Here is a 26,065-nt window from a genome sequence, read left to right as displayed (position 1 = left end):
ACCAATGCTTTCCATCGAAAACCTCCACGTTTCCGTCGACGACAAGGCGATCATCAAGGGCCTCAGCCTCTTCGTGCCGTCGGGCGAGGTGCATGCGGTGATGGGGCCGAACGGGGCCGGCAAGTCGACCTTGAGCTACGCCCTGGCCGGGCGGCCGGGCTATTCGGTGACCGCCGGCTCGGCGGTGCTGAACGGCGAGGAACTGACCACCCTGGAGCCCAGCGAGCGGGCGGCGCGCGGCGTCTTCCTGTCGTTCCAGTATCCCACGGAAATCCCGGGCGTTCCCGCCCTGACCTTCATCCGCACGGCGCTCAACGCCCAGCGCAAGGCGCGCGGCGAGGGGGAGATTTCCGCGCCGGACTTCCTGCGCCTGGCCCGCAGCAAGGCGGGCGAGCTGAAGATCGACTTCGACATGCTCAAGCGGCCGCTGAACGTCGGCTTCTCGGGCGGCGAGAAGAAGCGGATGGAGATCCTGCAGATGGCCATGCTGGCGCCGAAGCTGGCCATCCTCGACGAGACCGACTCCGGCCTGGACATCGACGCCCTGCGCATCGTCTCCGAGGGCGTCAACGCCCTGCGCGGCCCCGACCGCTCGATGCTGGTGATCACCCACTACCAGCGCCTGCTGGACTATATCCGCCCCGACCGCGTGCACGTGCTGGCCGCCGGCCGCATCGTCGCCTCCGGCGGGCCGGAGCTGGCGCTGGAGCTGGAGCGCGAGGGCTACGACAAGTACCTGCCCAAGGGCGTGGTCGAGGCCGTGGCATGAGCCTGCGCACGGCCATCGAGACGGGCGACCTCGCCGAGCTGCCGTCGCGCCGCGACGAGGACTGGCGCTGGACCGACCTGCGCGGCCTGGTGCGCACGCTTCCGCCGCGCTCGCCGACCAACGTCGGTCCCTTCGCGCCCGGCCTGTTCGACGGCCTGGCCGACGAGGTGGTGATCGTCAGCAACGGCGAGCTGCGCACCAGCATCACCCTGGCCCGGGGCGAGGAACAGGTCGTGGCGGTGCGCTTCATCGCCGCCGCCGACGCCGGCGCCCACGCCGCGCCGCCGCGCATGGAGGTCAGCAAGGGCCGGCTGGTGATCCTGGAGACCTATGAGGGGCTGGGATCGGGCTATCTTTCCGAGATCGACTTCACCCTGTCGGTGAAGACCGGTGGATCGATCGAGCGCATCGTCCTGACCGACGAGCCGGAGGACGCGGTGAGCGTCGTGCGCTGTGACGTGACCCTGGAGCCTGGGGCCTCGTTCGCCCAGACGGTGATCGCCGCGGGGGCGCGCCGCCAGCGCCTGGAGACCCACGTCGCCCACCCGGGCGGGGGCGCATCGGTTCGCCTGGACGGCGTCTATCTGCTGGACGGCCGCCGGCATGCCGACATCACCACGGTCGTCACCCACGCCGGGGTCGACGGAACCACCGACCAGCTGGTCAAGGGCGTGGTCAAGGACCAGGCCCGCGCGGTGTTCCAGGGCCGCATCATCGTCGCCCACGGGGCGGACAAGACCGACGCCCGCATGGGCCACCACGCCCTGGTGCTGGACGACCGCGCCGAGGTCGACGCCAAGCCGGAGCTGGAGATCTACGCCGACGACGTCTCGTGCGCCCACGGCAACACGGTCGGGGCCCTGGACGAGGAAGCGCTGTTCTACGCCGAGCAGCGCGGCATCCCGCACGCCGAGGCCCGCGCCCTGCTGACCGAAGCCTTCGTCGGCGAGGTGGTCGACCGCATCGAGCACGCCGGCGCCCGCGAGATCGTCCGCGCCTGGGTGGCCGGGCGGCTGGGGGCGGCGCAATGAGCTTCGATCCTCACACGATCCGCGCCGAGTTCCCGATCCTGGGCCGCGAGGTGCATGGCAAGCCGCTGATCTACCTCGACAGCGCCGCCTCGGCGCAGAAGCCGCGGGCGGTCATCCAGGCCATGGCCGGGGCGATGGAGCACGCCTACGCCAACGTCCACCGCGGCATCCACAGCCTGGCGAACGAGACCACCGACGCCTACGAGAAGGCCCGCGAGAGCGCCCGGCGGCTGATCAACGCCGCCAGCGCCCAGGAGATCGTCTTCACCAAGGGGACCACCGAGGCGATCAACCTGGTGGCCTCGTCGTTCGGCCAGTCGCTGAAGGCCGGCGACGAGATCGTGCTCACCCAGATGGAGCACCACGCCAACATCGTGCCCTGGCACTTCCTGCGCGAACGGCTGGGGGTGGTGCTGCGCTTCGCGCCCGTGCGCGAGGACGGCAGCCTGGACATGGAAGGCTTCCGCCGGCTGCTGGGCCCGAAGACCCGCATGGTCGCCGCCTCGCACATGTCCAATGTGCTGGGCACCATCAATCCGGTTTCCGAGATCGTCTACGAGGCCCACGCGGCCGGCGCCCTGGTGCTGCTGGACGGAGCCCAGGCGGTGGTCCACGCCAAGGTGGATGTCCAGGCGCTGGACGTCGACTTCTATGCCTACAGCGGCCACAAGCTGTACGGCCCCACGGGGATCGGCGTGCTCTACGGCAAGGCCGAGCGCCTGGCCGCCCTGCCGCCCTACCAGGGCGGAGGCGAGATGATCGGTGTGGTCACCGAGGAGGCGATCACCTACGCCGACCCGCCGCACCGCTTCGAGGCCGGCACGCCGCCGATCCTGGAGGCGATCGGCCTGGGCGCGGCCATCGACTGGCTGGACACCCTCGACCGCGACGCCGTCGCCGCCCACGAGCACGCCCTCTATCACCGGGTGAAGGAACGGCTGAACGGGGCCAACTGGATCACCGAGATCGGCACGGCGCCGGGCAAGGGCGCGATCTTCTCGTTCGCCATGGAGGGCGCCCACGCCCACGACGTGGCCCAGATACTCGACCGCTACGGCATCGCCGTGCGGGCCGGCACGCACTGCGCCGAGCCCCTGATGCGGCGCTTCGGCGTCACCGCCTCGGCCCGCGCCTCCTTCGCCCTCTACAACACCCTCGAGGAGGCCGACGCCTTCGTCGAGGCCCTCAACAGGACCAGGACCTTTTTCGCCTGATGGACGACGCTTCCGCATCCCCCGCACCCGTCTCCGCCCTGCCGCAGGCCGAGCTGGACGCCATCACCGATCAGCTCGTCGAGAAGCTGAAGACGGTCTACGACCCGGAGATCCCGGTCGACATCTACGAGCTGGGCCTGATCTACAAGGTCGACGTCTCGGACGACAAGGACGTGGTCATCGACATGACCCTGACCGCGCCGGGCTGTCCGGTGGCCGGCGAGATGCCGGGCTGGGTGCAGGATGCGGTGATGGAAATCCCGGGCCTGAAGTCGTGCACCGTCAACATCGTGTTCGAGCCGCCGTGGGACCCGTCGCTGATGTCCGACGAGGCCAAGCTCGAACTCAACATGTTCTAAACTAGAACAGGATCCCCATATCCCCGTCATGGAAGTCCAGGTTCAGCCCCGTCCCCGCCGCCCGCGACCCCAGGTCGTCTCGCTCACCGAGCGCGCCGCCGAGCGCGTGAAGGAGATCATCGCCCGTGGCGACAAGCCCTACCTGCGGGTGGGGGTGAAGAACGGCGGCTGCGCCGGCCAGGAATACGTCCTGGACTATGCCGATGCCGCCGATCCGCTGGACGAGGTGGTGAGCGACAAGGGCGTGCAGATCCTGATCGAGCCCAAGGCGGTGCTGTTCCTGATCGGCACCGAGATCGACTACGAGATCAGCCGCCTGTCGTCCAAGTTCGTGTTCCGCAATCCCAACGAGACCGACGCCTGCGGCTGCGGCGAGAGCGTCACCATCATCCCGGCGAAGGTCGACGAGGACTGAGGGCGACGACGGTGGTGGCCTTGCCATTCGCCTTCTCACCGTCGTCCCCACTCTCACCGTCATCCTCGGGCGTAAGTCCCGAGGATCCATGAACACGTGAAGCGAAGTCGCGAGCGGCAGCGGAGCGTCGCATGGCGGCAACCGCTCCGTCGTGGCGCGCCCTTCGAAGCGCGCCGCCCGTTCTCACGCGTGCCTGGACCCTCGGGACTGACGCCCGAGGGTGACGGCCGTGAAATTGCAGGCACTACGCCACCTGCGCCTCGCCCAGCTTCTTCAGCTCGTCCGGCGTCGGCACCAGCACCGAGGGGCGGACCGGCTGGCCGGTGGCCTGGGCGATCAGTTCCTGGGTGCGGGTCTCCACCCGGGTTTCCAGCAGCGCCATGAATTCGGCGCGGCCCAGACCGGGCGGGATGGGGTCGAGGAACTCCACCGTGGCGACGCCGGGGGTCTTGTGGTGCTCGGTCTGGGTCCAGAAGACGCCCAGGTTGGTGGCCACCGGCACGACCGGCAGGTCGAAGTCGCGGTACATGTGGAACACGCCGGTGCGGTAGCGGAAGTGCTCGCCCGGCTTGGCGAGGTTGCCCTCCGGATAGATCAGGATGCGCCGGCCGTCCGCGTGGGCCGCCGCGGCCTTTTCCGTCAGGGCGCGGCGCGCTTCCGGACCACCGCAGTTGTCCACCACGATGGCGCCGAACTTCTTCAGGATGCCGCGCAGCAGCGGAATGCGCTCCAGGTGGTCGCCGGTGACGAACACCAGGTTCGGCACGTTGGCGAACATCACGAAGCCGTCGCCCCAGGAGTGGTGCTTGGCGCCGATGATGAAGGCGCCGTCGGGCAGGCGCTCCTTGCCCTTCACCTCAACCTTTACCCCGCCGAACCAGCGCAGGGCCCACAGCATGCGCTGGCTGTAGAGCCGCAGCGCGAAGCCCATCGGTCCGCGGCCGGGCAGCAGGGCCAGGATGGCGGTCATGAGGGCGTAGAAGATGCTCATCACCCAGTAGGCGACGGCGAAGGCGAAGCTGCGCATGGCGGCGCTCTGTCCTTGTCAGGCGAGGGGAAGGGGAGGGTCTATCGGGCGTGGAGGATGGCCTTCACCGCCGCGGTCATCAGCGGCGCGTGGGCGGTCATCGACCCGTCGATGCGGTTATAGGCCCTGTTCTGGGCGGTCTGGACGATGGCGCCGATGGCCATGGCGGCGACCACCCGCGGGTCGGCCGGCTCGACCTCGCAGTCCATCATCGCCCGCTTGAGGATGTTCTCCACCACGCTGACGGGGTCCTGACCGTCCTCCTGGTAGAACGGCAGGAAGCGGTGCAGCGAAAGCATGTGGAACACGAACAGCGGCCAGTTCTCGTCGGCCACCTGGCAATAGGCGGAGACGATCGCGGCGGCCTTGGCGTCTATGCCCCTGGCCGAAGCGGCGGCCTCGGCCACCAGGGTCGACAGGCGCCGATGCACGCCCATGAACAGGGTGATCGCCAGCTCGTCCTTGGACTTGTAATGGCGATAGATCGCGCCTTCCGAGACCCCCGCCAGGGCGGCGATCTCCTTGGTCGTGGCGCCGTCCACGCCGACCTGGGTGAACAGGGTGATGGCGGCGGCGTCGATGCGCGGCTTGGCGGTGCTTGGTCTGCTCATGAAGCGAGAGATAGCAGACCGCCCCGGTCAATGCAAGTGAGCGCTCACTTACTCTTTAGGGCGGCGACGTCAGGGCGGCCGCCAGCACCGTGCGCGCCAGGGCAAAGGCGCCCGCCCAGTCGCCCGCGGCCGGCGCGCGCACCAGCCGGCAGGCCGGGGCGAACGGCTCGTGCTCGCCGCCGAACGCGGTCCAGCTGTCCTTGTACAGCAGCTTGAGCGTCGGCGTCCCCACGGCCGCCGCCAACCAGGCCGTCGCCGTCGGCGCCGAGATCACGGCATCCAGGCCGGCCGCGAGGGCGGCCGTGCGGTCCAGGTCCATCCGCTGGTCGAGGCCGGGCGGGACCAGGATCGACCGCCCACTCGCCGCCGCCAGGGCCTCGATCTCGGCGCCGCCCGCGCCGTACTGCAGCATCACCGGGCTGCCCGGCAGGTCGCGGATGAACGCGGCCCAGGCGTCCAGCGGCGCGTACTCGCGCTCGCGCAGGCCACCGCTCAGGCCGCTGCGCCAGGAGACGCCAACGTGTGGACCCGGACCCGACGCCGTCAGCCATGCGCGCCACCGAGCCCGTTCGACCGGGTCGGGCGCCAGATAGGCGTGGCGGTCGGGGAAGGCGTCCATCGCCGGCCGCAGCAGGGCGGGCAGGGAGCCCAACGCCATCACCGCGTCCGCGCCGCCCGCGGCCTCCAGCCAGCCGTAGGCCGCCCGGGTCTGGCCGCCGATGGTCTTCAGGTCCCAGGCGGCGACGCGCGCCTCGGGGAACGAGCGTTCGAACAGCGGGACAAGCCGCGGCTCGGCCTCCAGCACCAGCCGGCCGCCGCCGGCGGCGAGGCGGGCGGCGAGCTCCGGGATCAGGCTGGCGAACATCAGCTGATCACCCACCCCCTGTTCGGCCGTGAACAGCAGCCTCAGACCCCGCCGCGTATCGCCCTGCCACGCGGGCAGGCCATGGTCGGCCAGGATCGCGCGGCCGGGGATGCGCAGGCGCTGCTCGTAGTCGCGCCATCCCTCCGCCAGCTGCCCGGCCTGCAGCCGCAGCAGGCCCCGGTTCAGGCGGGCCTGGGCGCTGCGCGGATCCAGTCGCACCGCGCGCTCACACAGCGCCAGGGCGCCGTCCAGGTCGCCGGCGTCCGCCAGCAGTTCGGCCAGGTTGCCGACGACCGCGCCGGAGCGCGGGGCCAGGCGCAGGGCCTCGCGGTAGAATATCTCGGCGTTGACGGCGTCCCCGGTCTCTCGCACGGCCGAGCCCAGGGTCATCCAGAGGTCCGCCTTGCCCGGCGCGCGGCGGATGGCGGGTTGCAGCAGGGCGATGGCGTCGCCGGCGCGGGCGCCGGCCCGAAGCAGGTTGGCCAGGGCGACCAGCGCCTCCAGCTGGTCCGGCGCCAGGTCCAGCACCCGGCGGTAGAACGACTCGGCCGCCGCCGTATCGCCGACCGCCTCGGCGGTCCGGCCCAGGGCGTAGAGGGTGTCGCGATCGTCGGGCCGTCGGGCCAGGGCCCGTCCGAAGCGCTCGATGGCCTCGGCGTGGCGTCCGGCGCGGGCCAGGGCCTGGCCCTCGTCGTAGGCGTCCGGCAGGCGTGGCGGGCGGTGGCGCATGATCCTTGCGTGGGCAAGGATTCTCGCGGCGTGATCTCAGCTGTCCGAACGTCCTGAAACCGTCGTGTCACAGTGTCGGCCTGGACATGAAAGTCATGAAGCGCAGGCTTCAATCCTGCCGCTACGCGCCCGCTGGCGGCGCCGCTGCGGGGCAATATGACAGGCGCGGTTCAGGCCCGTCGCACAGGCGACATCAAATAAATCTGGAGAACGACGCCTTTGCCGCCCGGTCAGGCGGCGTCGGCCATCTGGTCGCTGTTGGTCACCCGGTTGCGACCGGTGCGCTTGGACACGTACATCGCCCGGTCGGCCCGCTCGACCACCGCGTGGATCGCCTCGCCGGCGCGGCGTTCGGCGAAGCCGGCGGAGATGGTGATGGCGCCCAGGTCCTCGTTGGTCGAGCGGCGCTTGAGCATCCGCGAGGACACCTCGGTGCGGATGTCGTTCAGCGTCCGCTCGACCTGCCGCTGGCTCTCCTGGGCGAAGATGATGGCGAACTCCTCGCCGCCGTAGCGGGCGGCGAAGCGCGGCGGCGCCCCGACCCGGCCGATCACGCTGGCCACATAGCGCAGCACCTGGTCGCCGGTCTGGTGGCCCCAGGTGTCGTTGAACGACTTGAAGTGGTCGATGTCGAGCACCGCCAGGGTGACGATGCCCTGATGGGCGTCGGCCTCGATGCAGGCGCGCTCCAGCTCCTCGTCGAACGCCTTGCGGTTGGCGAGGTTGGTCAGGCCGTCGGTGGTGGCGTCGCGGCGCACCTGCTCCAGGTGCTCCTTCAGGCGCGCGACCTCCTCGGAAGATTCCGCCAGGCGCTTTTCCAGCGACGCGTTGTGGCGCTGCACCTGGCGCGTGGCGCTGGTCAGGTTGCCGACCATCGCCTTCAGGGCGTCGACCTTGAGCTCGCCGCTGAGGTCCTTGGTGGCGCCGGCCAGGGTGGCCCCGTAGGCGGCGTTGTGCATCTTGGCCGAGTGGATCGCTTCGGAGACGGCGGCCAGTTCCTTGGTCAGCACGTCGCCGGCGTCGCGGATCTGCTCGTTCAGCTTGGCCTTGGGCAGGTAGGTGGCGGCCAGCTCCTCGGCGATCACGTCGGTGATCGTCTCGCCAGATTCCAGCAGGCGCTGGATCTCCTTGGCGAGCGCGCTGTTGGGATCGGCGACCAGGTAGGTCCACAGCTCGAAGTTCAGCGCGGTCGGCCAGACCTTGGCCGATTCCATCATCTCGATCGCCGCCCGCGCCACGGAATAGGCCTTGGGCCCGCGCAGGGTGGTTTCGACTTCGGCCGCCATCAGATCCTCACCGACTGGGCCGGCGCGTTTTGCACAGGCCCACGAACTGCCGGCAACCATAGCCGTGAGACTTCAAACGACCGGTTAAGCTGACGCGGCGTTCGTCTTGTGCCCGACATCGGCTCCTGCCACTCTGAACGCTGTTCAGATCGGGAGACCCGCGATGGCCGACGCCCCCGCCGAAATGCAGCAGATCCTTGAGCGGCAAAAGGCTGCGCACCTGCGCGACGGTGCGCCGACGGCGGAGCTGAGGATCGACCGCATCAACCGCTGCATCGGGTTGCTGGTCGACTATCAAACCCAGATTGAGGATGCGCTGAACGAGGACTTCGGCTCACGCTCGCGTGAGGCCACGGCCTTCACCGACGTCGCCTCGTCGCTCGGCGCGCTGAAGCACGCCAAGGAGCGGCTCAAGACCTGGATGAAGCCGGAGAAGCGCAAGACCACGCCGGCGATCCTCGGCCTGTTCGGCGCCAAGGCCGAGGTGCGCTACCAGCCCAAGGGCGTGGTGGGGGTGATCAGCCCCTGGAACTTCCCGGTGAACCTGACCTTCATGCCGCTGGCCGGGGTGCTGGCCGCCGGCAATCGGGCGATGATCAAGCCTTCGGAATACACCCCCGCCACCTCCGAGCTGATGGCGCGGATGTTCGGCTCGGTGTTCGCCCCCGAGGAGATCGCGGTGATCACCGGTGGGCCGGAAGAGGGCCAGGCCTTCGCCGGCCTCGCCTTCGACCATCTGATCTTCACCGGCGCCACCTCGATCGCCCGCCACGTGATGAAGGCGGCGGCCGAGAACCTGGTGCCCCTGACCCTGGAGCTGGGCGGCAAGAGCCCGGTGATCCTCGGCCGCTCGGCGGACATGAAGACCGCCGCCGCGCGGATCATGAACGGCAAGACGCTCAACGCCGGCCAGATCTGTCTGGCCCCCGACTACGTGCTGGCCCCGGCGGAAAATCTCGAGCGCTTCGTCGACGAGGCCAGCGGGGCGGTGCGGACCATGTTCCCCACCATCAAGGACAACCCGGACTACACCGCGATCATCGCCCAGCGGCATTACGACCGGATCATGGGCTACATCGAGGAAGCCCGCACCAAGGGCGCCCGGGTGATCGAACTGAAGCCGGACGACGAGGACCTGACCCAGCAGGAGCACCGCAAGATCGCGCCGACGCTGATCATCGACCCGACCGACGACATGAAGGTGATGCAGGAAGAGATCTTCGGCCCTGTGCTGCCGGTGAAGACCTACAAGACCGTCGAGGAGGCGGTGGGCTACGTAAACGCCCACGACCGGCCGCTGGGGCTTTACTATTTCGGCGACGACGCGGCCGAACAGGAGACGGTGCTGAACAGCACCACCTCCGGCGGGGTGACGGTCAACGACGTGATCTTCCACGTCGCCCAGGAGGAGCTGCCGTTCGGCGGCGTCGGACCCTCGGGCATGGGCAGCTACCACGGCTTCGACGGCTTCAAGGAATTCAGCCACCGCAAGGCCATCTACACCCAGCTGAAGAAGGACCTGCCCCAGCTGGCCGCCATGCGCCCGCCGTATGGTCCGGCGTTCCGCAAGTTCCTGTCGGGCTCGATCACGCGGTAGGGGTGGGGCCGGCGCGGCCCCTCACCCTCTCACGCCCTGGCGGGCGCGGGCCCCTTCCTCTCCCTGCAGTGAGAGGAAAAGATCGATGGCGGTTACACTGGTGAATCCTCTCCCTTGAGGGAGAGGAAGGGGCCCGACCCCGCAGCGGTTGGGAAGGTGAGGGGCCGCGCGGACCCCTCGCGCTCTATCGCGGACGCATGAACGCCGGCAGGTCGGAGCCGAAGCCGACCACGGAGGGGCCGTCGTCGTCCCGGCCTCGACGGCCTTCGTGGCGATCGCGGTCGCGGCGCGGCTCGCGCTCGCCCCGGCTGTCGCGCTCCGGCCGGGCTTCGCGCTCGGGACGAGCTTCGCGCTCCGGACGGGCCTCGCGTTCAGGCCGCGCTTCGCCGCGCGTCGCGCGGGCCTCGCCGCGGGCGGGGCGTTCGGCGCGGCCGCGGCGGGGGGCTTCGGCGCGGGTCTCGTCGTCGTGGGCTTCCACGGCGGCGACCGGGGCGGCGTCCGCCTCCGGCCGGCGGCTGCGGCGCGAGCGTTCGCGCGGCGGCCGGGCTTCGGCGGCCACGGGCGCGTCGGCGATCTCGGCCTCTTCGCCCTCGGGGCGAGGCGCGCGCGGCTTCACCGTCACGGGCTCCATGCCGACCACAGACGTTTCGGAAGCGGGACGGCCCCGGCCCTTGCGGTCCCGGTCGCGGTCGCGATCGCGGCCGCCGGAGGCGCGTTCGCCGCCGCGGCGATCGTCCCGGCGCTTGCCTTCCAGCTTCACGTCGGCCCAGTCGATGTCGAGGGTGACCTCATCGGGGGTCTTGCCGATCAGCTTGAGCACCTTGTCCAGGTTGCGGCTGTCGGCCGGCGTCACCAGCATGAAGGCGTCGCCCTTGCGCCCGGCGCGGCCGGTGCGGCCGATGCGGTGCACATAGTCGTCGGCGTGGTGCGGGACGTCGTAGTTGAACACGTGGCTGACATCCGGGATGTCCAGGCCGCGGGCCGCCACGTCCGAGGCGCACAGCAGCTTCAGGTCGCCCTTGCGGAAGCTTTCCAGGGTGCGCATGCGCGTCGCCTGGTCCAGGTCGCCGTGGATCGCCGCCGCGTCGAAGCCGTGCTTCTTCAGCGACTTGGCGACGATGTCGACCTCGGACTTGCGGTTGCAGAAGACGATGCCGTTGCGGATGTCCGTGGCGCCGGAGATCAGCGCCCGCAGAGCGGTGCGCTTGGCGGCGGCGTCGGCCATCGGCACGCGCACGATGTGCTGGGCGATGGTCTCGGCGGTGGTCGCCGGCCGGGTGGCCTCGATGCGCACCGGGTTGTTCAGGAACTGCTTGGTCAGCCGCGTGATCTCGGGCGGCATGGTCGCCGAGAAGAACAGGGTCTGCTTCTTCGGCGGGGTCAGCTTGAAGATGCGCTCGATGTCCGGGATGAAGCCCATGTCGAGCATGCGGTCGGCCTCGTCGACCACCATGATCTGCACGCCGGTGAGCAGCAGCTTGCCGCGCTCGAAGTGGTCGAGCAGGCGGCCGGGGGTGGCGATCAGCACGTCGACGCCGCGGTCCAGCTTCATTTCCTGGTCGGCGAACGACACGCCGCCGATCAGCAGGGCCCAGGTCAGCTTCTGGCCCTTGGAGTACTTGTCGAACGAGGCGGCCACCTGGTCGGCCAGTTCACGGGTCGGGGCGATCACCAGCGAGCGCGGCATGCGCGCCTTGGACCGTCCCGCCACCAGGCGGTCGATCATCGGCAGGGTGAAGGCGGCGGTCTTGCCGGTGCCCGTCTGGGCGATGCCCAGCACGTCCTGGCCGGCCAGGGCGATCGGGATGGCTTGCGCCTGGATGGGGGTGGCGATGGTGTAGCCGGTCTCGGCGACCGCTTGCAAAGTCGGGGCGCTCAGGCCCAATTCGGAAAAATCTGTCATGCCTTGAATGGCGCGAGCGGGGAATCTCCCGGCGCGAATCATGCGCGCGCGGAACCCTGGCTCGGGCGCGCGGAACATAGGGCGGCCCCCCGCAAAGTCAACGATGGTTTGCCGTGAAGGGCTTGCCGGCCAAGCGGAAAACCGCCCTGTGCGGACCGGGCGCATCATCCGGCAAAAGACAACTGCGCCGCCGCTCGCTAAGGGGAGGCGGTGACGACCGAACCCTTGCCCGCCCCGCCGCGCCTGGTCCTGGCCAGCGCCAGCCCGCGCCGCCTCGAGCTCCTGGCCCAGGCCGGGATCGTTCCCGACGCCGTGGACCCCGCCGACATCGACGAGACGCCGCTGAAGGACGAGACGCCGCGTCTGGCGGTGATGCGGCTGGCCCGCGGCAAGGCGGCGGCCGCCGCCGCGCGCCACCCGGACGCCTATGTGCTGGCGGCCGACACCGTGGTCGCCGTCGGACGGCGGATTCTCGGCAAGCCGATAGATGACAAGGATGCGCGGCGCATGCTCGGCCTGGTCTCGGGGCGGGCGCACCGGGTGCTGACCGGGGTCGCCCTGGTCGCGCCGGGCGGGCGCGCCGCCGAGCGGCTGTCGGAGAGCCGGGTCACCTTCAAGCGGCTGACCGCGGCAGAGACCGACCAGCTGATCGCGTCGGGCGAGTTTGACGGCGCCGCCGGGGCCTACAAGATCCAGGGCCTGGCCGGCGCCCACGTCACCGCGCTGAGCGGCTCCTATACCGGGGTGGTCGGCCTGCCGCTCTACGAGACCCTCGCCCTGCTGACCGGCCTCGGTTACCGGCGATGAGCGAGCGGCGCCTCTATCTCGACGCCGGCATCGGCGAGACCCGCGGCGTGGTCACCCTGGACGGGCGGCCCGAGCGGCTGCTGATCGACCGCGGCGACGTCGCGCCGGCGCAGGCGCTGGGCGCGCGCCTGGTGGCGCGGGTGCGCAAGCTGGAGCGGGCCCAGGCCCTTGCCTTCCTCGACCTGGGGGCGGGGCCGGACGGCGTGCTGAACCTGCGCCCGGAGATGGAGCGCTTCGCCGAGGGCCAGGCCCTGGAGGTGGAGGTGCGCAGCGAGGGCCGCGCGGACAAGGGGCCGAACCTGCGCCTGATCGGTCCCGCCCAGGGCGCGCCGCGCGTGCTTGAGGCCGCGCCGGATCTGGCCGCCCAGCTGCAGGCCTTCGCGCCGCGCGGTCAGATCGTCGCCGGCGAGGTCGCCCGGCGCATGGCCGACGAGGCCCAGGACGAGGCGCTGCAGACGGTGTTTCCGCTGCCCGGCGGCGGCACGGTGGCCATCGAGCGCACCCGCGCCCTGACCGCCGTCGACGTCGACATGGGCGCGCGGCCCGGCGCCGAGGCCAAGCGCGCCGCCCGCCAGGCCAACCAGGCCGCCCTGGCCACCGTCGCCCGGGTGCTGCGGCTCAAGGGGCTGGGCGGGCTGGTGGTGATCGACCTGGCCGGGCGCGGTCACGACGGACCGACTTTGCTGTCGACCGCGCGCACCGCCTTTGGTCCGGACAATCCTGGCGTGGCCCTGGGGCCGATCAGCCGCTTCGGCACGCTGGAACTGACCGTTCCGCGCCGCAGCCGGCCGGCGGTGGAGCAGCTGGCCGACGCGTCGGGCGCCCCCACCGCGCTCACCGCGGCCCTGGCGCTGATCCGGGCGCTGGAGCGCGAGGCCGCCGCCGATGGCGGCGCGCGCCTTGAGGCGGTGGCGGCGGGGGATGTCGCCGAGGCGGCGGCGCCCTATCTGAAGCTGCTGATCGCCCGGGTGGGTGCGCGCGTGACCCTGCGCGCCGAGCCTGGCCGGGCGCGTTCCGAGTCGAGCGTGAGAGCCCTATGACCGCCCCCGCCTGCGCCCTCTGCGGCAAGCCTGTCGATCCGGCCTACCGTCCGTTCTGTTCGCGCCGTTGCGCCGATGTGGACCTGCAGCGCTGGCTCTCGGGCCGCTACGCGATTCCCGCGGCGCCGGAGGATGACGATGAGGCCGATTCGATCCGCTCGTCTGACTACGGCGACGAGGAGTGACGGGGTAGCGCGCGTGGGCGGCGCGATCAGGGCGCGGGCGATCTCGCGTGCCTGGGCCGGCGCGCCGGCGCGCCCCAGGGCGCAGCCGTCGCCAGCCAGGCCGCCAGCATCAGCGGGGTCTCGATCCAGCCCGCCAGCATCGCCAGCGCGGGCACGATCCGCCAGGTGGGACGCCACAGCCACGCCACGGCGGCCGGCAGCAGCATCGTCACCTCATAGAACGGGGCGTGCGGCGAGATCAGCAGGGCGCCGCCGATCGCCGATGCGGATGCGGCGAGTTCGTCTCCGGCGCGGACCGACCAGACCATCAGTCCCAGCGCGGTGACGCCGGCCGCGACCTTGCCCGGCAGCGAGGGGGCGCCCAGCCGCGCGATGTGCAGGCTGTCGTTGACCCCGACGAAGCCGCGCAGTCCACCGAGCCACGCCTCCCACGCGCCGGCGCCGAAGGCGGCCAGGCTCGACAGCACGAGCAGGCCCGCCACCGCGGCGGCGATGGCGGCAGGCCGCCAGCCAAGGCGCAGACACAGCACGACGGGGGCCAGACTGGCGCTCTGGGGCTTCATCGCCAGCGCCAGACCCAGGGCGGCGCCCGCCCAGACGCCGGACATCCTGGGGCTCAGGGCCAGCACCAGAAGGGCGCCGACCAGCAGCGTCGTCTGGCCGATCAGGGCGGTGAACATGAAGACCGGGCTGAGCATGACCAGCCACGGCCAGCGGGTCATCCGTCCGGCGCACTCCACGAACGCGACGGACGACGCGCCGACCCACAGCACATAGGCCAGCCGGTAGGGAAGCATCGCCAGCGGCAGGATCAGCAGCAGGAAGGTGGGGGGATATTCAAACGGCCGCGGTCCGCCCTGCGCCAGGCCGGCCTGCGCGGCGGTGATGAAGTTCACGTCGTAGACCGGACCGAACGCGTGATGCGCCGCGGCCCAGAACACGGTGAAGTCGGAAGACTTGCCCGGCTGCAGCGCATGGACGAAGGCGAGGCCGCTGCTGACGGCCATCACCAGCAGCGGGCGCACCCACCCGGGCGCCCGCACGGCCAGCAGCCGCGCCCACCAGTCGGCCAGAATGCCCAGAGCGCCCGCGACCACCCCCATGGGGCGACGCTTCCATCAATCGCTGGCGGCGGCAACTGAAAGCAAGCGCCGGGCGCACGCGGACGGCGTCCGACCGCGACGAAAGACGGACAGCAAGCAATGACGGGCCACAGGCGAAGACAGGCCGCCAGCGATGGGAGGGGAAAGTGGTGCCTGGGGGCGGATTCGAACCACCGACACGCGGATTTTCAATCCGCTGCTCTACCAACTGAGCTACCCAGGCGCCGCGGGCGACGCCCGTAAGGGCGCGCTCTATACGCAAGCGCCGATGGCTTGTCCAGAAGCTCCGGGGCGCCGGACGCCAGGAAGTGGTCAGGCGTCGATCTCCACCATCTCCCGCCGCCCGCGGAGCGCGCTGAACCAGCCCAGCGCCGGGACGACGGTGACGCCTGCCGAGGCGATGAACACCGTGTCCTGCGGCCCGATCACGCCGCCCAGCCAGCCACCCGCCAGCGCGCCGGCCACCGCGGTCAGCCCCGGCGCCGCCGCGAACACCCCGCCGACCCGGCCCATCAGGGCCTGCGGGGTCACCGCCTGGCGCAGGCTGCGAGCGGCGATCTCGGTGATCGTGCCGAAGCTGTCGCCCAGCAGCTGGGCCCCCATCAGCATCGCCATCGCGCCCCAGCGTCCGCCGGGCAGGCCCGGACTGGCCGCGAGGGGAATCAGGAAACTGGCGGCGCCCGTCACCACCCCGCTCGCGACCAGCGCCGGCCCGACGCCGAGCCGGCGGATGGCGGGGCCGGCCGCCGCGGCCCCGATCAGGGCGCCGACGCCGCCCACCGCGATCGTCGCCCCCAGCATCGCCGGGGTCAGGCCCAGCACCTTCAGCGCCATGATGATGTACAGCGCCGAGTAGAAGGAGCCGAACAGGCTGGAAAGGGTGGTGATCAGCAGGATCGGCCGGATCACCGCGTCGCCCATGGCCGCGCCGAGTCCGGCCAGGAAGTCGCTCAGCGGGTGGCCGGCCGCGCCGGGCGGGGCCGGTGGCGGCGCCGGTTCGGCCGCTCGGATCGTGGCCAGGACCGCGGCGGACGCCAGGTAGGTCGCCGCATTGACGGCGATGGCGATCGGCGCGGTGAGCGTCTGGAACAGCACCCCGGCCAGGGCCGGCCCGCCGACCTCCGCCGCCGATTCCGTCGCGGCGAGCCGGCTGTTGCCATCGACCAGCTGGTCGGGCCTGAGCAGAATGGGCAGGAAGGCATGGTCGGCGATGTCGAAGGCGACGCTGAGGCCGCCGACCAGGGCGGCCGCCAGGTAGAGGTGCGCCAGGCCGAGCACGCCGAGCCAGGCCGCCAGGGGAATGCTCGCCAGCACCAGGGCGCGGCCAAGGTCCGCGGCGATCAGCACGCCCCGGCGGCGCGTGCGATCGATCAGGCCGCCGCCGAACACGCCCACCAGCAGCGAAGGTCCCATGCTCAGGGCCGCGAGCACGCCGACCTGGCCGGGCCCCGCGCCCAGGCTCATCACCGCCGCGAACGGCAGGCCCTCGCGGGTGATGCGGGCGCCGAAGGAGGAGACCGACTGCGCGGCCCAGAGCTTCAGGAAGTCGGCGTGCCGCCAGAGGCTTGCGTCGCCGACCGCGACCGTGTCCTGCGCCATGCTGCGTCCCCCCGGCAGACGCCTCTAGCGCCGACGATTGAGAAAGAACAGCGGCGGCGTCGTCCAATGAAACGGAGGGCAGGGGACCGTCATCCCCAGCATACCGGCTTTACGAAAGTGCATTTTAGGCCAAAGTGAAGAAAACTGGACCCGTCAGCCCATGTTTGCGGGGTGTGAATGCGGGCGCAATGCCTCCATATGAGGGGCGCAGGCGGTAAAATCGCCCGCTAAGGCGGCGCCTTCAGGCGTGTCGACGCAGTTTTTCGACCGATCGCCGTTTGCCGGTTCATGTTGCACTGCAAGAGCCGCGGCGTTCTTCAGACCCTATGCGCCTTGCAAGGCAACGCGATGTCCGTTGTGCAGTGCAAAATGGACATTGTTTAGATTTAAGGCGCCGAAAAACCCGCGCCGCCGCGGCCTCTTGACGGTGCAAAAAGGGGTTGCCAAAGGACCCCAGCCGCAAGTCTAACAAAGCGGTAAGGCTGGACTGCCTCCGTGAGGCGGTCGCGGCCGAATGCGCGTCGGCAGGCGGTGCGGCCCGGTCCCGGGTCCGGCGCGGCGGCGGGCACAGACATCGGGCGGGGGAGCCAGAGCGCCGGTTGTTCGGCGACTGACTCCGCCGTCTCAAATAGTTTAGGGTGGGACGCTATGGCGCGACGACCCTTCGGTCCCATGGGCTAGACCAACAGGAACTGGCGACAGATGCTCGATAACAAACGAACCACCCCAATCATTGCTCTGATCGGCGCCGTGGCGCTGATGACGAGCGCTCCGGCCTTCGCGCAAAGCGCGTCGCCGGCGGCCAGCTCCGCAGCGGCCGCTTCCAGCGCCGCCCCGGCCGACAGCGCCGCTGCGGCCAGCCCGGCGGCCTCGGACGCCTCGACCCCCGCGGTCGACGCCGAAAGCCTGAAGGTCGGCGGCAAGAGCGCCGGCAAGCTGACCCCGATCCGGATGTTCCTGGACGCCACCCTGATCGTGAAGTTCGTCATGATCGGCCTGGTGCTCTGCTCCATCCTCTCCTGGACCCTGCTGGTCATTAAGCTGTTCGAGTTCGGCTCGCTGCGCCGCACGTCCGACAGCTTCCTGGAGACCTTCCGGGGCGCGAAGTCGATCGTCGACATGGGCCGCATCGCCGAGTCCGACGAGTTCGCCGGCAACCCGCTGGCCGACATGGCCGCGGCCGCCGCGGCGGAAGTCGAGCTGTCCCGTCAGGCCGGCCTGCACGTCTCCGGCGAGCACCGCGACTCCACCATCGTCCGGGCCCAGGCGGCCATCGGCGCGGTGCAGTCCTCGCTGGCCCGCCGCCTGTCCGGCGGCATGCAGTTCCTCGCGTCGGTGGGTTCGACCGGTCCGTTCATCGGCCTGTTCGGCACCGTCTACGGGATCATGAACTCGTTCATCAACATCGCGAACACGAACACGACCAACCTGGCCGTCGTGGCGCCCGGCATCGCCGAAGCGCTGCTCGCCACCGGCATGGGCCTGTTCGCGGCGATCCCGTCGGTGGTGTTCTACAACTACTTCCAGACGCAGATCACCAGCTACGGCACCCGCTCGGAGGGCTTCGTCGCTGAACTGATGAACGCCATCTCCCGGCAGCTCGACAAGGGGGCGTAAGGCATATGGCCGCTAAACTCGCAGGGTCTGGCGGCGGCCGGTACGAGGTCGAGCAGAACGCCGAGATCAACGTTACGCCCTTCGTGGACGTGATGCTCGTGCTTCTGATCATCTTCATGGTGGCGGCGCCTCTGGCCAGTGTGACGATCAAGGTGACGCTACCGCCCGCGGTGGCCAAGCCTGCCGTCAACCCGCCGAAGCCGGTGTATATTTCGATCAAGCAGGATGGCCGCGTCTATGTCGGCGACAGTGCTTCGGACCTCGACTCCCTGGGCGATGACCTCGTCAAGGCGGTCGGCCGGCGCAACCCGACGCAGGAACGGATCTTCATCCGTGGCGACGAGAACATGCAGTACCAGGACTTCATGGCTGTGATGAACAAGTTGCAGGACAACGGGTTCTACAGCGTGGCCCTGGTCGGCGAAGACAAGAGGGGCATGCACAAATGAGCACGACTCCTCCCGACATCGCCCATCCGGCTCACAACCCGTTCGACATGCCGCGTCCGAAGCAGCGGACCGGCCTGTGGGTGGCCATCGGCATCTCGGCCGTTCTTCACGTGATCATCGGGTATTACCTGTGGCACTCGAAGTTCCAGGCCAAGATGGTCGAGTACGGCGAAGAGAAGACCGACGCGCAGATCATCAAGCCGCCGGCCCCCCCTCCGCCGCCTCCGCCGCCGCCGCCGCCGCCGAAGAACCTGCCGCCGCCGCCGCCGGTCCAGCCGCGGCCCCCGGCTGCGGTTCCGGTGAACGTGCCCGCCCCGCCGCCGCTTGAAATCAAGCCGGTGGAAGCGCCCAAGCCGCCGCCGCCCGCGCCCCCCGTGGTCGCGGCTCCGGCGCCGCCGCCGCCGCACGTGTCGATCATCACCCGCCCCGACTGGACGTCGCGGCCGAATGCTGACGACCTCGCCCGCTACTACCCGGAACGGGCGTCGCGGACCGAAACGGCGGGCCGCGCCACCATCTCCTGCAGCGTGACCGCCAAGGGCACGCTCGCCGGCTGTTCGGTGGTGTCGGAGGATCCGGCCGACATGGGCTTCGGCGACGCCGCCTTGAAGATGGCCAAGCTCTTCAAGATGCGTCCCAAGACCCAGGACGGCGCACCGGTCGAAGGCGGCCAGGTGACGATCCCGATCCGCTTCCAGCTGCCGAAGGAATAACGGCGGCCGGACCGGTCGAAACCCAAGACAGACCAACCCCGGAGGGCGACCTCCGGGGTTTTTCTGTTACATCCAGGGCGATGGCGGAGGACGGCGCAGGGCAGGGGGCGGAGACGGCGGGGCGGCGGCCGGCGCGGCCGACCCGCGCCGACCTCGCCGCCTGGGCGCTGCTGGTGGCGCTGATGCTGCTGGTCACCGCCGTGATCTCCTTCACCCGGGTCAGCGACCTGGCCGGCACGTCCAAGGCGGTGCCCCTGCGGGTCTCGCTGGCGTGGGACTTCACCTCCACCGCCGTCTGGATCGCCTTCCTGCCGGTGATCGGCTGGGCCGCCGCCCGTTTCCCCCTGCCGCAGGCGCGGCCCTGGCGGCCGGTGCTGTTCCACCTGCTGGCCAGCGCGCCCCTGTCCATGGCCCATGTGGTGCTGATGGGCCTCGTGCGCTGGGGGCTGTCGCCGGTGCTCGGCGGCCGCTACGACCCGTTCTGGCCGCTGCGCAACGGGCTCTACGAATACCGCAAGGACGTGCTGACCTACGGCGCCCTGCTGGGCTTCTTCTGGACGTGGCGGGCCTGGCGAGCGGCGCGCGAAACCAGGGCCGCGCCCCCGACCGCAGGCGGCCTGCCCGGCGAGGCGCCGCCGCTGGAGGTGCGCGACGGCGCGCGCCGCCACTTCGTGCGGCCCGCCGACATCCTGTGGGCCGAGGCCGCCGGCAACTACGTCGCCCTGCGGCTGCAGGACCGGGAGCTCCTGATGCGCACGCCGCTGTCGGCGCTGGCGTCCCGGCTGGAGGCGGCGGGCTTCGCGCGCATCCACCGCAGCCGCCTGGTCAACCGCGCCTGCATCGCCACGGTCGCCTCCACGCCCGCGGGGGACTTCACCGTCACCCTGCGCGACGGCCGCACCCTGGCCGGCAGCCGTCGCTATCGCCAGTCGCTTTCCGGCGACACGCCCGCTTGATCCGGCGCGCCTTCGCGACTAAACAAGCGCCTCTTCGCGATGCCGTCTTAGCTCAGTTGGTTAGAGCGCCAGATTGTGGCTCTGGAGGTCCCCCGTTCGATCCGGGGAGACGGTACCATCGCAAAGCATCTGACCAGATTGCGCTTCGAACGCCGCTTCGGACGACCGCTAAGGCGTTGTTGGTTCAGCCCCTGTAAACGCGCGCGCCGAATCATCGGCCAAACGCCCCGGAAGCGGACGTCCCAAACGTCCGAGAAGGGTGGTTTGCTGTCGTTCGCGCCTTGCCCGAATGCGGACGCCGCCGACCTATCCCAGGCCGGGGGCGGTCCCAAGATCATCCCTCCAGCGAGCCGGAAGCGCTCGCGGGGTCCAGCCCGGGGGAGGTCGCCAAGTCTGCCAACCTTGGTTGAACGGCGCCACCTGTGCTTCAAGCCGCGAGATGAACCCTTCGCCGGCGGCACGTACGTCGGCCTGATGCTGCGAGGTGTCGAGCCCGAGTTCGAGCCGCCGCGCGAACTCTTCCTCGTCCTTCCAGCGCCAACGCCCCTTAGCGTCAGCCACGACATCGAGCGTATGGTCGAGCGAGTCGATGCCAATCTCAGTGCGGACGAACGGCGCCTCCAAGTTGCCGTACCAGGACGCGAAGCGCCCCTGCTCATCGAAGAACGCCCACACGGAAAACGCTTCGCCCGCTCGGTAGAGCCGGATCGTGGGGACCGTCCAGTGGCGCTCGACATGTCGCCTTTCGGCTGACGGAGGGGCCTGACCGACAGCGGCGACCCGGTCCTCGGCCGCGACGATGTAGTTGTCCATCATCACAGTTCCGGGCGGCACGTAGAGGGCGAGCAAGTCTGCCTTGTCCTGGATAGCGACCGCCGGCAGCGCCGTCGCGACAGTTCCATCTGATCGGGCCAAGTATCGCACGACCACCGTGTCCCCTGACAACCACCGATGCATGGATGCTCTTCCCGCTAAGACGACACACTAGGCAGTTGATTAGCGGGTGAAGCACCCGCCCGCATAGCGGACATTCCGACTGGAAGCAGTGGGTGGATTGCGGACTTCCGCCAATGCGGCGGGACGTGTCCGCGAAGGCCTATGTCACAAAGAGGTTCTGCCGCGCGTCTTCTGATCAAACGCTATGATAGGAGATTCAATGGCGCGCTTGAATTGGGTTGAGGTCGCCCCTGAAGGCGCGAAGGCGCTCCACAGCGTCCACCACTATGTTGTGGCGCGCACAGGGCTTCCGCGGGAGCTGATCCACCTGGTGTTCCTTCGGGTTTCGCAGATCAACGGCTGCGCCCATTGCATCGACCTGCACGCCCGCGACCTGCGCAAGACCATGTCCGACGAGAAGATCACCCTCGTTCCGGTGTGGGATGAGGTTCCGCACCTCTTTTCGGACATCGAGCGGGCCGCGCTCGCCTGGGCAGACGAAGTCACCCGCGTCAGCGAAACGCATGCGTCGGACGAAGCCTATGCCGCTGCTGCGGCGGCGTTCGAGCCGAAGGACCTCGTGGACCTGACGATCGCGATCGCGGCGATGAACGCCTTCAACCGGTTGGGGGCGCCTTTCCGCCTACCGGTCGCTGCAAGCGCCTGAGTCGGAGGTCGCAAGCGCACGTTCGAATCCGATCCGCATTCGCACCTTGTCCCGATGTCGCTGTCTCACAGCGCCTGTTCGCCACTCCGGCTCGCCTACTCGCCCGCCGGCTTGTCCGGGTCCGCGCCCTGGCTGGCCGCCGCAGCCGCCTGGGCCCGCACGGACGCCTGGATGATATACTTGGCGATGCCCTCCAGGACGACGTCCGCCGCTTCCGCGGCGGCGATGAAGGCGGACCCGGAGGCGATGGCGGCGACGGCGCCGGCCAGGATCAGTTCGCGCTCGCTGACGAGGCTGAGGTTGCTGATCCGGTCGATCAGGTTGGCGTCGCCCTGGACGCTGATGTCGAACATGAAGCCCCACGCGCCCAGCGCCAGCCCGACGACGATCAGGAAGTAGCCAAGCCCGCGCATCGCACCCTCAACGCACTCGCGCGGTGACATTGGGCGACGATCGGTAAGTGCGTCCACTCGTGCTTGCGATGGCCGGCAGGTTCGGCTGCGCCTCAGGCGACGAGCAGGCGCTGGCGCCACGGAGGCCGCCCCGATCCCTCCCCGAAACGACGCACACCGCCCATGGCCAAGGCCGGCCCCGCGGCCTAGGCTCCTTCCACGGGGGACCATGAGAGTCTCGGAGGAACCATCCATGAAGCATCTGTTCGGGCTCGCCGCCGCGGCGGCCCTGTCGTTTGCGGCCAGCGCCGCCCTGGCCGACATGCAGCCGATCCCCAACCCGCCCGAAACCCACCACATGGGTCACGGCCACCATGGTCACGGCGGCCATCACCACGGCCACGGGGGCCACCACCATCACATGGCCCATCATGGCCGCCACGGTCATCACGGCCATGCCGGCGCTGGCGGCGGTGGCGCCGGCCAGCCGGGCCACGACGACCACCACGACCACCACGACCACCACTAGGCCGCGCCGGCGCGGGCGGCGGGGCGTGCGCGCCGCCGCCGCTCGTCACCGGTGGCCGGCCGCCGGTCACACCCGGCCCGCCATCCGTCCCAGGGCCGCCGCCAGGCGTCCCTCGGCGGCGGCGCCGGCGCGCGGCGCGGTCTAGGCCTGGAGCTTCCAGCAAGGGGAGTGTCCATGCCGTTCAGCGTTCGATCCGGGGTCGCCCCGAACAGCCGCCGACCAGGCGCCGCGAGCCTTGCCGCGCTGGCCGCGGCGCTGGGGCTGGCGGGCTGCGGCGCGCCTGTGACCAAGGCGCCCCCGGCGCCGGACGTGGGCTGGCCGTACTATGGCGGCGACCAGGGCGGGCAGCGGTTCTCCACCGCCGCGCAGATCACGCCGGCGAACGTGCGGGGGCTGAAGATCGCCTGGCGGTTCTCCACCGGCGACGTGGCCAGCAAGGGTGCGGCGCTGCATCACTCGGCGTTCGAGAACACGCCGATCATGGCCGGCGGGCGGCTCTACGTCTGCTCGCCGTTCAACGAGGTCTCGGCCCTGGATCCGGGCACGGGGCGGGCGCTTTGGCGGTTCGACCCGCACCTGGACATCCACGTGCGCTATCCCAACGAGTTCAACTGCCGCGGCGTCGCCTGGTGGCGCGACGAGACCGCCGCGGCCGCCGCGCCCTGCGCCGAGCGCATCTTCCTCAACACCAACGACCGGCGGCTGATCGCCCTCGACGCCGCCACCGGCAAGGCGTGCGCCGGGTTCGGCGGGCAGGGGACGGTGGACGTGGCCCAGGGCGTGACCCTGAGCCGCAACGGCGAGATGCAGATCACCTCCGCCCCGGTGGTGGTGCGCGGCGTCGTGGTGGTGGGCTCGTCGATCGACGACAACCAGCGGGCCCGCGAGGTGTCCGGCGCGGTGCGGGCGTTCGATGCGCGCACCGGCGCCTTGCGGTGGATCTTCGATCCGCTGGCGAAGGCCGACCCCGCCACCGTCTCCGGCGCGGCCAACGTCTGGGCGCCGATGTCGGCGGACGAGGGCCGCGGCCTGGTCTTCCTGCCGACCTCCAGCCCCAGCCCGGACTTCACCGGCGAGGCGCGCAACGGCGCGGACGGCTGGTCGACCTCGGTGGTGGCGGTGGACGCCGCCACCGGCAAGGTGGCGTGGGGCTTCCAGACCGTGCACCACGACATCTGGGACTACGACAATCCGGCGCAGCCCACCCTGGCGACCATCACCTGGGGCGGGGTCCGCCGCGAGGCGGTGCTGCAGCCCACCAAGCAGGGTCTGCTGTTCACCCTCGACCGCGACACCGGCCGGCCGGTGATCCCGGTGGAGGAGCGCAAGGTTCCGCAGGGCGGCGCGGTGGGCGAAAAGCTGTCGCCGACACAGCCGTTCCCGGTGGCGCCGCGGCCGCTGGCCCCCAGCACGATCACCCCCGACGACGCCTTCGGCCTGACGCCCTGGGACCGGGCCGCCTGCCGCAAGCTGATCGCCGGCGCGCGCCACGAGGGGCTGTTCACCCCGCCGTCGACCCAGGGAACCATCGTCTATCCGTTCACCGGCGGCGGCGTGAACTGGGGCGGGCTGGCCTTCGATCCCGGGCGCGGGGTGGCGTTCGTCAACACCTCCAACGCCATGCACCTGGTCACCCTGATCCCCCGCGAGCGGTTCGCGGCGGCCAAGGCGGCCGAGCCAAAGACCGAGATCTCGCCGCAGGCCGGCGCCCGCTACGGCATGCGCCGGGCGGTGATCGCCTCGCCGCTGCACATGCCCTGCAACAAGCCGCCCTGGGGCCAGCTGCACGCGGTGGACATGGCCACCGGCAGGATCCTGTGGGAGGTCCCGCTGGGCACGACCGCCGACCTCGCGCCCGGCTCGCAGCTGCTGCTGCACAACACCGGCACGCCCAACTTCGGCGGCCCGATCGTCACCGCGTCAGGCTTGGTGTTCATCGGCGCGGCCATGGACAACTACCTGCGCGCCTTCGACGGCGGCAACGGCAAGGAACTGTGGAAGGGCCGGCTGCCGGCCGGCGGGCAGGCGACGCCGATGACCTACGTCTGGAGGGGCCGGCAGTACGTGGTGATCGCCGCCGGCGGCCACGCCAAGTCCGGGACCAGGCTGGGCGACCAGCTGGTGGCCTTCGCCCTGCCGCAGTAGCCCGTTGGGTCGCCTTTTCAGACCACGGCGTGCGAGGCCAGCTCGCACGGGTGGGCGTCGCTGCCGGCCTCGATCTGCAAGGTCGCGTGGCCGATTCTGAAGCGCTGCTTCAGCTCGGCGCAGGCCTGGCGCAGCAGGGCGTCGTCGAGGTCCGATCCCGGACGCACCAGGTGGACGGTGAGGGCGGTCTCGGTGGTGCTCATGCCCCAGATGTGCAGGTCGTGCACCTCGACGACCCCGGGCAGGCCGCAGAGGTAGTTGCGCACGGCGGTCTCGTCGACCGCCGCCGGCACCGCGTGCAGGGCCAGGTCGAGCGACTCGCGCAGCAGCGACCAGGTGCCCCAGACGATCACGCCGCTGATCACCAGGCTGACGGCCGGATCGAGCCACTGCCAGCCGGTGAGCAGGATCAGGCCCCCGGTGATCACCACGCCGACAGCGACCAGGGCGTCGGAGGCCATGTGCATGAAGGCGCCGCGGATGTTGAGGTCGCCCTTGGCGCCGGACATGAACATCAGCGCCGTGAAGCCGTTGACCAGCACCCCGCCGGCCGCCACCGCCATGACGATCGCTCCGCCGGTGGGGGCGGGGGTCATCAGGCGCATCACCGCCTCCCAGGCGATGGCGCCGGTGACCAGCATCAGCACCGTGGCGTTCGACAGCGCCGCCAGGATGGTCGAGGAGCGCAGGCCGTAGGTGTAGCGGGCGCTGGGCGGGCGCTTGACCAGCCACGAGGCCAGCCACGCCGCTACCAGCCCCAGGACGTCGCCGAAATTGTGCCCGGCGTCGGCCAGCAGGCTCAACGAGTTGGCGAAGACGCCATAGACCGCCTCGGCGATCACATAGGCGGTGTTGAGGGTGATGCCGATGGCGAACGCCCGGCCGAAGGTGGCGGGGGCGTGGCTGTGGCCGTGGCCGTGATGATGCCCGTGGCCGTGACCCTGATGCTCTGGCCCATGGTCATGGCCGTGATCATGATCGTGGTGATGGTCGTGCGCGTGCGCCTGCCCGTGGTGCGGGTGATCGTGGTGGTCGTGGTCCGGACCGGCGTGGTCGTGTCCGGGCGCGTGATCGGGGCGGGCGTGCGAGTGAGTCATGGACGAGCCAGTCTGCATCCTCTA

General features: G+C 70.5%; 26 protein-coding genes and 2 tRNA genes. 17 read left to right on the top strand and 11 right to left on the bottom strand.

Annotated elements, in window-relative coordinates; translation table 11 throughout:
• Positions 1-4 precede the first annotated feature (4 nt).
• Genes sufC through ACO2Q3_RS10275 form a run of 5 tightly spaced genes read left to right on the top strand, consistent with a single transcriptional unit; the run spans position 5 to position 3,788 of the window.
• Positions 5-769 (top strand): Fe-S cluster assembly ATPase SufC, encoded by a 765-nt coding sequence (gene sufC, locus ACO2Q3_RS10295; protein WP_423306476.1) that lies wholly within the window; start codon positions 5-7, stop codon positions 767-769.
• A complete protein-coding gene (gene sufD / locus ACO2Q3_RS10290) occupies positions 766-1,800 on the top strand; it encodes a Fe-S cluster assembly protein SufD (RefSeq protein ID WP_423306475.1) in 1,035 nt (344 codons plus the stop codon). Before sufC ends, sufD begins: the two co-directional genes overlap by 4 nt.
• Entirely contained in the window at positions 1,797-3,014 is a 1,218-nt protein-coding gene (locus ACO2Q3_RS10285) for a cysteine desulfurase (RefSeq protein ID WP_423306474.1), read from the top strand. The genes sufD and ACO2Q3_RS10285 overlap by 4 nt, the downstream gene beginning before the upstream one ends.
• Complete coding sequence (locus ACO2Q3_RS10280) at positions 3,014-3,373, top strand: SUF system Fe-S cluster assembly protein (RefSeq protein ID WP_423306473.1); 360 nt, start codon at positions 3,014-3,016, stop codon at positions 3,371-3,373. Before ACO2Q3_RS10285 ends, ACO2Q3_RS10280 begins: the two co-directional genes overlap by 1 nt.
• Positions 3,374-3,401: 28 nt before the next feature.
• Complete coding sequence (locus ACO2Q3_RS10275; protein ID WP_423306472.1) at positions 3,402-3,788, top strand: HesB/IscA family protein; 387 nt, start codon at positions 3,402-3,404, stop codon at positions 3,786-3,788.
• A gap of 244 nt (positions 3,789-4,032) precedes the next feature.
• On the opposite strand, the gene ACO2Q3_RS10270 is transcribed toward ACO2Q3_RS10275, so the two are convergent.
• From ACO2Q3_RS10270 to ACO2Q3_RS10255, 4 genes are all read right to left on the bottom strand, one after another.
• The gene (locus tag ACO2Q3_RS10270) at positions 4,033-4,815 is read right to left on the bottom strand and encodes a lysophospholipid acyltransferase family protein (protein ID WP_423306471.1); all 783 of its coding nucleotides are present in this window, start codon (positions 4,813-4,815) and stop codon (positions 4,033-4,035) included.
• 41 nt (positions 4,816-4,856) lie between these two features.
• Positions 4,857-5,426, bottom strand: a complete 570-nt coding sequence (locus ACO2Q3_RS10265) for a TetR/AcrR family transcriptional regulator (protein ID WP_423306470.1) — start codon at positions 5,424-5,426, stop codon at positions 4,857-4,859.
• Positions 5,427-5,481: 55 nt separating this feature from the next.
• Positions 5,482-7,020 carry a tetratricopeptide repeat protein gene (locus ACO2Q3_RS10260; protein ID WP_423306469.1) on the bottom strand — a complete coding sequence of 513 codons (1,539 nt, stop codon included), beginning with the start codon at positions 7,018-7,020 and terminating at the stop codon, positions 5,482-5,484.
• Positions 7,021-7,250: 230 nt separating this feature from the next.
• Positions 7,251-8,306, bottom strand: coding sequence for a GGDEF domain-containing protein (locus ACO2Q3_RS10255; protein ID WP_423306468.1), 1,056 nt, complete (start codon positions 8,304-8,306; stop codon positions 7,251-7,253).
• Between the two features lie 163 nt (positions 8,307-8,469).
• Between ACO2Q3_RS10255 and ACO2Q3_RS10250 the strand changes: the two genes are divergently transcribed.
• The gene (locus ACO2Q3_RS10250; RefSeq protein ID WP_423306467.1) at positions 8,470-9,903 is read left to right on the top strand and encodes a coniferyl aldehyde dehydrogenase; all 1,434 of its coding nucleotides are present in this window, start codon (positions 8,470-8,472) and stop codon (positions 9,901-9,903) included.
• Positions 9,904-10,087: 184 nt separating this feature from the next.
• Here ACO2Q3_RS10250 and ACO2Q3_RS10245 read toward each other — a convergent pair whose 3' ends face one another.
• The gene (locus ACO2Q3_RS10245; protein ID WP_423306466.1) at positions 10,088-11,806 is read right to left on the bottom strand and encodes a DEAD/DEAH box helicase; all 1,719 of its coding nucleotides are present in this window, start codon (positions 11,804-11,806) and stop codon (positions 10,088-10,090) included.
• Positions 11,807-12,016: 210 nt separating this feature from the next.
• On the opposite strand from ACO2Q3_RS10245, the gene ACO2Q3_RS10240 reads away from it, so the two are divergent.
• Genes ACO2Q3_RS10240 through ACO2Q3_RS10230 form a run of 3 tightly spaced genes read left to right on the top strand, consistent with a single transcriptional unit; the run spans position 12,017 to position 13,838 of the window.
• On the top strand, positions 12,017-12,613 hold the full coding sequence (locus tag ACO2Q3_RS10240; RefSeq protein ID WP_423306465.1) for a Maf family protein: 597 nt from the start codon (positions 12,017-12,019) through the stop codon (positions 12,611-12,613).
• Positions 12,610-13,653, top strand: coding sequence for a ribonuclease E/G (locus ACO2Q3_RS10235; RefSeq protein ID WP_423306464.1), 1,044 nt, complete (start codon positions 12,610-12,612; stop codon positions 13,651-13,653). The genes ACO2Q3_RS10240 and ACO2Q3_RS10235 overlap by 4 nt, the downstream gene beginning before the upstream one ends.
• Positions 13,650-13,838, top strand: a complete 189-nt coding sequence (locus ACO2Q3_RS10230) for a DNA gyrase inhibitor YacG (protein ID WP_423306463.1) — start codon at positions 13,650-13,652, stop codon at positions 13,836-13,838. Before ACO2Q3_RS10235 ends, ACO2Q3_RS10230 begins: the two co-directional genes overlap by 4 nt.
• A gap of 26 nt (positions 13,839-13,864) precedes the next feature.
• Here ACO2Q3_RS10230 and ACO2Q3_RS10225 read toward each other — a convergent pair whose 3' ends face one another.
• The 3 genes from ACO2Q3_RS10225 to ACO2Q3_RS10215 form a co-directional block, all read right to left on the bottom strand.
• A complete protein-coding gene (locus ACO2Q3_RS10225; RefSeq protein WP_423306462.1) occupies positions 13,865-14,941 on the bottom strand; it encodes a glycosyltransferase 87 family protein in 1,077 nt (358 codons plus the stop codon).
• Between the two features lie 147 nt (positions 14,942-15,088).
• Positions 15,089-15,164 (bottom strand) — tRNA-Phe (locus ACO2Q3_RS10220).
• Between the two features lie 89 nt (positions 15,165-15,253).
• On the bottom strand, positions 15,254-16,540 hold the full coding sequence (locus ACO2Q3_RS10215; protein ID WP_423306461.1) for an MFS transporter: 1,287 nt from the start codon (positions 16,538-16,540) through the stop codon (positions 15,254-15,256).
• A gap of 702 nt (positions 16,541-17,242) precedes the next feature.
• Here ACO2Q3_RS10215 and ACO2Q3_RS10210 point away from each other — a divergent pair.
• The 5 genes from ACO2Q3_RS10210 (at position 17,243) to ACO2Q3_RS10190 (ending at position 20,393) form a co-directional block, all read left to right on the top strand.
• Positions 17,243-18,157: a MotA/TolQ/ExbB proton channel family protein gene (locus ACO2Q3_RS10210; protein WP_423306460.1), complete on the top strand. Its 915-nt coding sequence runs from the start codon at positions 17,243-17,245 to the stop codon at positions 18,155-18,157.
• A 5-nt stretch (positions 18,158-18,162) separates the two neighbouring features.
• Positions 18,163-18,606 carry a biopolymer transporter ExbD gene (locus tag ACO2Q3_RS10205; protein ID WP_423306459.1) on the top strand — a complete coding sequence of 148 codons (444 nt, stop codon included), beginning with the start codon at positions 18,163-18,165 and terminating at the stop codon, positions 18,604-18,606.
• A complete protein-coding gene (locus ACO2Q3_RS10200; protein ID WP_423306458.1) occupies positions 18,603-19,319 on the top strand; it encodes an energy transducer TonB in 717 nt (238 codons plus the stop codon). The genes ACO2Q3_RS10205 and ACO2Q3_RS10200 overlap by 4 nt, the downstream gene beginning before the upstream one ends.
• An 80-nt stretch (positions 19,320-19,399) precedes the next feature.
• Positions 19,400-20,275: a LytTR family DNA-binding domain-containing protein gene (locus ACO2Q3_RS10195; RefSeq protein ID WP_423306457.1), complete on the top strand. Its 876-nt coding sequence runs from the start codon at positions 19,400-19,402 to the stop codon at positions 20,273-20,275.
• Positions 20,276-20,316: 41 nt separating this feature from the next.
• Positions 20,317-20,393: transfer RNA gene (locus tag ACO2Q3_RS10190), tRNA-His, on the top strand.
• Positions 20,394-20,581: 188 nt separating this feature from the next.
• Here ACO2Q3_RS10190 and ACO2Q3_RS10185 read toward each other — a convergent pair.
• A complete protein-coding gene (locus ACO2Q3_RS10185; protein ID WP_423306456.1) occupies positions 20,582-21,124 on the bottom strand; it encodes a DUF402 domain-containing protein in 543 nt (180 codons plus the stop codon).
• Positions 21,125-21,431: 307 nt separating this feature from the next.
• Here ACO2Q3_RS10185 and ACO2Q3_RS10180 point away from each other — a divergent pair, with 307 nt between their 5' ends.
• Positions 21,432-21,878, top strand: coding sequence for a carboxymuconolactone decarboxylase family protein (locus ACO2Q3_RS10180; protein ID WP_423306455.1), 447 nt, complete (start codon positions 21,432-21,434; stop codon positions 21,876-21,878).
• A gap of 95 nt (positions 21,879-21,973) precedes the next feature.
• On the opposite strand, the gene ACO2Q3_RS10175 is transcribed toward ACO2Q3_RS10180, so the two are convergent.
• On the bottom strand, positions 21,974-22,291 hold the full coding sequence (locus ACO2Q3_RS10175) for a hypothetical protein (protein WP_423306454.1): 318 nt from the start codon (positions 22,289-22,291) through the stop codon (positions 21,974-21,976).
• 232 nt (positions 22,292-22,523) lie between these two features.
• On the opposite strand from ACO2Q3_RS10175, the gene ACO2Q3_RS10170 reads away from it, so the two are divergent.
• Positions 22,524-22,799 carry a hypothetical protein gene (locus ACO2Q3_RS10170; RefSeq protein WP_423306453.1) on the top strand — a complete coding sequence of 92 codons (276 nt, stop codon included), beginning with the start codon at positions 22,524-22,526 and terminating at the stop codon, positions 22,797-22,799.
• A 174-nt stretch (positions 22,800-22,973) separates the two neighbouring features.
• Positions 22,974-24,944, top strand: a complete 1,971-nt coding sequence (locus tag ACO2Q3_RS10165; RefSeq protein ID WP_423306452.1) for a pyrroloquinoline quinone-dependent dehydrogenase — start codon at positions 22,974-22,976, stop codon at positions 24,942-24,944.
• A 17-nt stretch (positions 24,945-24,961) separates the two neighbouring features.
• Here the strand turns inward: ACO2Q3_RS10165 and ACO2Q3_RS10160 are convergent, their stop codons facing one another.
• Positions 24,962-26,041 carry a cation diffusion facilitator family transporter gene (locus ACO2Q3_RS10160; protein ID WP_423306451.1) on the bottom strand — a complete coding sequence of 360 codons (1,080 nt, stop codon included), beginning with the start codon at positions 26,039-26,041 and terminating at the stop codon, positions 24,962-24,964.
• Positions 26,042-26,065: the final 24 nt, after the last annotated feature.

The organism is Caulobacter sp. KR2-114 (assembly GCF_049446115.1).
Lineage (GTDB): Bacteria > Pseudomonadota > Alphaproteobacteria > Caulobacterales > Caulobacteraceae > Acaudatibacter.
This window is presented reverse-complemented; position numbering and strand designations above follow the sequence as displayed.

What these genes read in the sequence shown, in the direction of transcription:
- ACO2Q3_RS10280 (WP_423306473.1), top strand. Translation starts at nt 3,014, where the DNA reads ATGGACGACGCTTCCGCATCCCCCGCACCCGTCTCCGCCCTGCCGCAG.
- ACO2Q3_RS10245 (WP_423306466.1), bottom strand. Translation starts at nt 11,806, where the DNA reads ATGACAGATTTTTCCGAATTGGGCCTGAGCGCCCCGACTTTGCAAGCG.
- ACO2Q3_RS10265 (WP_423306470.1), bottom strand. Translation starts at nt 5,426, where the DNA reads ATGAGCAGACCAAGCACCGCCAAGCCGCGCATCGACGCCGCCGCCATC.
- sufD (WP_423306475.1), top strand. Translation starts at nt 766, where the DNA reads ATGAGCCTGCGCACGGCCATCGAGACGGGCGACCTCGCCGAGCTGCCG.
- ACO2Q3_RS10260 (WP_423306469.1), bottom strand. Translation starts at nt 7,020, where the DNA reads ATGCGCCACCGCCCGCCACGCCTGCCGGACGCCTACGACGAGGGCCAG.
- ACO2Q3_RS10160 (WP_423306451.1), bottom strand. Translation starts at nt 26,041, where the DNA reads ATGACTCACTCGCACGCCCGCCCCGATCACGCGCCCGGACACGACCAC.
- ACO2Q3_RS10285 (WP_423306474.1), top strand. Translation starts at nt 1,797, where the DNA reads ATGAGCTTCGATCCTCACACGATCCGCGCCGAGTTCCCGATCCTGGGC.
- ACO2Q3_RS10225 (WP_423306462.1), bottom strand. Translation starts at nt 14,941, where the DNA reads ATGGGGGTGGTCGCGGGCGCTCTGGGCATTCTGGCCGACTGGTGGGCG.
- ACO2Q3_RS10235 (WP_423306464.1), top strand. Translation starts at nt 12,610, where the DNA reads ATGAGCGAGCGGCGCCTCTATCTCGACGCCGGCATCGGCGAGACCCGC.
- ACO2Q3_RS10255 (WP_423306468.1), bottom strand. Translation starts at nt 8,306, where the DNA reads ATGGCGGCCGAAGTCGAAACCACCCTGCGCGGGCCCAAGGCCTATTCC.
- ACO2Q3_RS10170 (WP_423306453.1), top strand. Translation starts at nt 22,524, where the DNA reads ATGAAGCATCTGTTCGGGCTCGCCGCCGCGGCGGCCCTGTCGTTTGCG.
- ACO2Q3_RS10215 (WP_423306461.1), bottom strand. Translation starts at nt 16,540, where the DNA reads ATGGCGCAGGACACGGTCGCGGTCGGCGACGCAAGCCTCTGGCGGCAC.
- ACO2Q3_RS10200 (WP_423306458.1), top strand. Translation starts at nt 18,603, where the DNA reads ATGAGCACGACTCCTCCCGACATCGCCCATCCGGCTCACAACCCGTTC.
- ACO2Q3_RS10270 (WP_423306471.1), bottom strand. Translation starts at nt 4,815, where the DNA reads ATGCGCAGCTTCGCCTTCGCCGTCGCCTACTGGGTGATGAGCATCTTC.
- ACO2Q3_RS10205 (WP_423306459.1), top strand. Translation starts at nt 18,163, where the DNA reads ATGGCCGCTAAACTCGCAGGGTCTGGCGGCGGCCGGTACGAGGTCGAG.
- ACO2Q3_RS10180 (WP_423306455.1), top strand. Translation starts at nt 21,432, where the DNA reads ATGGCGCGCTTGAATTGGGTTGAGGTCGCCCCTGAAGGCGCGAAGGCG.
- ACO2Q3_RS10210 (WP_423306460.1), top strand. Translation starts at nt 17,243, where the DNA reads ATGCTCGATAACAAACGAACCACCCCAATCATTGCTCTGATCGGCGCC.
- ACO2Q3_RS10275 (WP_423306472.1), top strand. Translation starts at nt 3,402, where the DNA reads ATGGAAGTCCAGGTTCAGCCCCGTCCCCGCCGCCCGCGACCCCAGGTC.
- sufC (WP_423306476.1), top strand. Translation starts at nt 5, where the DNA reads ATGCTTTCCATCGAAAACCTCCACGTTTCCGTCGACGACAAGGCGATC.
- ACO2Q3_RS10250 (WP_423306467.1), top strand. Translation starts at nt 8,470, where the DNA reads ATGGCCGACGCCCCCGCCGAAATGCAGCAGATCCTTGAGCGGCAAAAG.
- ACO2Q3_RS10175 (WP_423306454.1), bottom strand. Translation starts at nt 22,291, where the DNA reads ATGCGCGGGCTTGGCTACTTCCTGATCGTCGTCGGGCTGGCGCTGGGC.
- ACO2Q3_RS10165 (WP_423306452.1), top strand. Translation starts at nt 22,974, where the DNA reads ATGCCGTTCAGCGTTCGATCCGGGGTCGCCCCGAACAGCCGCCGACCA.
- ACO2Q3_RS10230 (WP_423306463.1), top strand. Translation starts at nt 13,650, where the DNA reads ATGACCGCCCCCGCCTGCGCCCTCTGCGGCAAGCCTGTCGATCCGGCC.
- ACO2Q3_RS10195 (WP_423306457.1), top strand. Translation starts at nt 19,400, where the DNA reads ATGGCGGAGGACGGCGCAGGGCAGGGGGCGGAGACGGCGGGGCGGCGG.